Origin of the sequence: Acinetobacter sp. YH01006, assembly GCF_013420445.1 — a bacterium.
Classification (GTDB): Bacteria; Pseudomonadota; Gammaproteobacteria; order Pseudomonadales; family Moraxellaceae; genus Acinetobacter; species Acinetobacter pseudolwoffii.
Window position 1 is genome coordinate 1 of the sequence record NZ_VOYB01000053.1, and the last position, 3,717, is coordinate 3,717.

Genomic DNA, 3,717 nt, shown 5'->3' on the forward strand with positions numbered 1-3,717 from the left:
CCTGCAGTTCACGATAGCTAATGCCATATTTACAATACCAGCGCACAGCCCAAAGAATGATTTCGCCCTGAAAATGCCGACCATGGAAAGGATTCATATGCTGCACCTTTAGCTAAAACAGTCTTCAGCTTACCATTCGTGGTTATTTGCAACAGTGCCCTTACTTCAAAGCCAAAATTTTTCGGGCACCATTAAGTACGAATAAAGAAACCAGTATGCCAATGATTAAGTCTGGATAAGCTGATCCCGTCCACGCCACGAGTACACCGGCAAATATAACGCCCATATTTACGACAACGTCATTCGCCGAGAAAATCCAACTGGCTTTCATATGTGCGCCATCTTCTCGATGACCAGAAATAAGATATAAGCATGTCACGTTAGCTATAAGTGCGAGCAGGCCAATAACAATCATGAGCGTTGATTCTGGCTCGCTTCCAAACATGAATCGTCTAATGACATCAACAATCACGATAACAGCAAGTAATAACTGAATCCAACCTGCGAAATGGGCTGCTTTTATTTGATATTTCGCAGCTTTTCCGACGGCATATAGCGCAATACCATAAACGGCTGCATCGGCAAACATATCTAGAGAATCAGCAATCAATCCTGTAGACGCAGCAATAATACCGCTGATGAATTCTATAAAGAAAAGTAGAGCATTAATACCTAATAACAGTTTAAGTACTTTAGCTTGTCTCACAGGATCAGGTTCATTAGGTATATCGCCTGAAGAAAGCTGTATTTCATCAAGTTTCGCCCCAAAACCCAGTCCTTCGAGTTTAGCCGTAATTTGCTGAATCCCTTCATTATGGAAGACTTTCAGTTTTCGATTGGGAAGATCAAAAGTAAGACCTTTAACTGCTTCAATATCTGCAAGAGCCATACGGACCATTTGCTCTTCAGCAGAGCAATCCATTTTAGGAATGGTGTAGGTACTTGTTTGCTTAGCCTGTTGATTGCTTATATAAGTTTCAGTCTTCACAAGCTTTGCACCAAAACCCAAAGCTTCAAGTTTGGTGGTTATATTTTCATCTTTTTGATTATGTAGAACCTTTAAAGAACGGTTAGGTAAATCAAAGAGGAGTTTTTGAACACCATCAATTGAAGATAGCGCCATACGAACCATCTGTTCTTCCGCAGAACAATCCATTTTGGGAACTAAGTATTCACTCATGTAGTGCGAATCTTTTAAAACGTCTTCAGTGCTTAAATTTTCTTTGGGATCAGAACCACAACAGGATTGTGCGGTATCTTCACAACTGTTTGAAGTGTTACAGCAAGGAGATGAAGATTTTTTTTCTTCCTCTTCACCACAACAGCTAAGCGTATTATCACAATTCTTTGAATTGTTTGCTTCTGCAATTGATGGATGATTTTCTTGTTGAGATTTCTTATCTTCGCATGGTGTTTCTTTACTACATCCACAACCACTCATAATTATACCCATTAAAAAAATTATAAACTTTGAATATTAGAATCCCTATAGTTACTATAGAGTCAAGAATCTTTGGAAATACTAACTCAATGCATTTAAAAATTGGTGAACTCTCTAAAAAAACCTCATGTTCAGTATTAACAATTAGGTTTTATGAAAAGGAAGGTTTAATTCCGGAACCGGAAAGAACGGAAGGAAATTACCGCCTTTACGATGTAGGCTATGTTGAGCGAATTAAATTTATTTTGAATTGCCGAACTTTAAATATGAGTTTGAATGAAATTCGTCAATTACTTACCTATAAAGACAAACCTGAGAAAAATTGTTCAGATGTGAATGAATTAATTGACTTACATGTCAGTGCTATCAGAGAAAATATAATCAAGCAACAAAAGCTTATTGAACAACTATCTGATTTAAGAGGTACTTGTGATGGTTTATGTACAATTGACCAATGTGGAGTTTTAAAAAATCTAGCTTGATTATCTAGACCTATGCTTTTTTCAAAAAATCGGCACTGTTGCAAATAACCACGAATGGTAAGCTGAAGACTGTTTTAGCTAAAGGTGCAGCATATGAATCCTTTCCATGGTCGGCATTTTCAGGGCGAAATCATTCTTTGGGCTGTGCGTTGGTATTGTAAATATGGCATTAGCTATCGTGAACTGCAGGAAATGCTGGCCGAACGGGGTGTGAATGTTGATCACACGACTATTTACCGTTGGGTTCAACGTTATACGAATCTAAAAATGGGAGCCTATAGCTCCCATTTTTATTGTTAAACGTTGAATCCTATATGTTTTCCTGTTGGAAGCTCTACATCAATACGGAGCTTCCCACCCATTGCCTCAACATACTTTTTCATGGTTGAAATCTTAAGATCATTGCCACGATTTTCTATTGCTGAAAGCGATGGCTGTTTTATTCCCAAAGTTTCAGCAAGCTCTTTTTGAGAAATTTCGAGTTCTTCACGAATAAGATGAAGCTGATTTTCTAGCAGTAATTCATCAGCCATTTTTTGAATACGGGCTTGGCTCTCTGGAGAGCGGCTAGCTAACAATTCTTGCAGAGTCTTAGCCATTAGATTTATCTCCTAGGGTAGTGAGATGAAGTTGGTATTGTTCATCTGCAATATCCAGCATGTCTTTATAAAAACGCTTTTTACCGCCTTTATCAGCAATACATAGAACAATAGCCTGTCGTAAGGGATCAAATGCGAAGAAAGCTCTTAAGGGTCTACCGCGATGTTGAACACGCAGTTCTTTCATATTGGTAAATTTAGACTCATACACAGTATCTACTAAAGGACGGCCTAAACTCGGTCCCTGCTGCTGTAGAACAACCAGGGCAGCTAGGACCTTCTCTTGTGTAGGTTCATCTTGCTGTTCAAGCCACTGATTAAATAGATCTGTCGTAATGACTGTCCACATACCACAACCAAAATATAGATTATAGTCTATATTTTAGGGGCATTATGTTTGTTTTGCAAATGAGAAAGGATAGGCAATAAAAAACCCCGGCATCCTGCCGGGGTTTTTCATATTGGGTTGCTAAGTATGACTCCTGTCTTACCTCACGTTCCTGGTGCGATCTTTCTTATTCTTGTTGTTTGGAACATCCTGTTCTCTATGGCTTCATCATAGGAAAATTCCACTGTTCCAGGTAGCCGCAAAGAGCCGAGATTGTTGTGCGCCAGGGCGTACAAAATAGCCTAAATTTCATCCACAGTAATTGGGGATAGTTTTCGCCCTGGAAGAGCTGAGAACATTGGGAAAATGCCAAAATTGATCATTTTCTATACAGAATTATTGGCAAGAACTATCAAAACTGCTCATAAAAAAGCCGACTTGTTTCAAAATCGGCTTTTTGCTCATTTTTGCATTTTTCTGATTTTAATAAGTTGCTGATATTTCAATTAATATACAAGTGTTGTAAGCCCAAAGTAGAAATGTCCGGTTTCTCCAAAGTAAAAATGTCCGCTTTTAGAATATGCGCTTTTGCAATTTTCTTAGCGGACGGTTTGATATGTTGGTGTCTATGTCGGATAACCGCCATTATATTTAATAAAAGTATAAGATCAGGGAAAGTTACAGTTTTTATTTAAAATTGAAGTATCCATTAGACTTATGAATATTTATAAAAGGTATATAATAGACTTCCGTCATAAATCAAAAAACGTACAATTTATTTGATCTTAAATTAATCAGCAAAATTATTTAATCCAAGGGATAATCCTTGGATGAAATTCAAAGATATTCAAAAATTATCAGACGTTA

4 protein-coding genes and 2 pseudogenes are annotated in these 3,717 nt (G+C 37.6%); 2 read left to right on the forward strand and 4 right to left on the reverse strand.

The genetic code is table 11. The features are described from left to right. Nucleotides 1-97, reverse strand: a pseudogene (locus FTT73_RS15750) (IS6 family transposase); the annotation flags it as partial. A 63-nt stretch (nt 98-160) separates the two neighbouring features. Continuing rightward, complete coding sequence (locus tag FTT73_RS15755) at nt 161-1,441, reverse strand: cation transporter (RefSeq protein ID WP_180075629.1); 1,281 nt, start codon at nt 1,439-1,441, stop codon at nt 161-163. Nucleotides 1,442-1,530: 89 nt separating this feature from the next. Here FTT73_RS15755 and cadR point away from each other — a divergent pair, with 89 nt between their 5' ends. Together cadR and FTT73_RS15765 are read left to right on the forward strand one after the other, a co-directional pair. Beyond that, nucleotides 1,531-1,923, forward strand: a complete 393-nt coding sequence (cadR, locus tag FTT73_RS15760; protein ID WP_000550240.1) for a Cd(II)/Pb(II)-responsive transcriptional regulator — start codon at nt 1,531-1,533, stop codon at nt 1,921-1,923. Nucleotides 1,924-2,016: 93 nt separating this feature from the next. After that, nucleotides 2,017-2,178: pseudogene (locus tag FTT73_RS15765) on the forward strand (IS6 family transposase); the annotation flags it as partial. A gap of 41 nt (nt 2,179-2,219) precedes the next feature. On the opposite strand, the gene FTT73_RS15770 reads toward FTT73_RS15765, so the two are convergent. Together FTT73_RS15770 and FTT73_RS15775 are read right to left on the reverse strand one after the other, a co-directional pair. Continuing rightward, the gene (locus FTT73_RS15770) at nt 2,220-2,522 is read right to left on the reverse strand and encodes a helix-turn-helix domain-containing protein (RefSeq protein ID WP_001140620.1); all 303 of its coding nucleotides are present in this window, start codon (nt 2,520-2,522) and stop codon (nt 2,220-2,222) included. Continuing rightward, nucleotides 2,515-2,871 carry a type II toxin-antitoxin system RelE/ParE family toxin gene (locus tag FTT73_RS15775; protein WP_004668307.1) on the reverse strand — a complete coding sequence of 119 codons (357 nt, stop codon included), beginning with the start codon at nt 2,869-2,871 and terminating at the stop codon, nt 2,515-2,517. Before FTT73_RS15775 ends, FTT73_RS15770 begins: the two co-directional genes overlap by 8 nt. Nucleotides 2,872-3,717 lie beyond the last annotated feature (846 nt).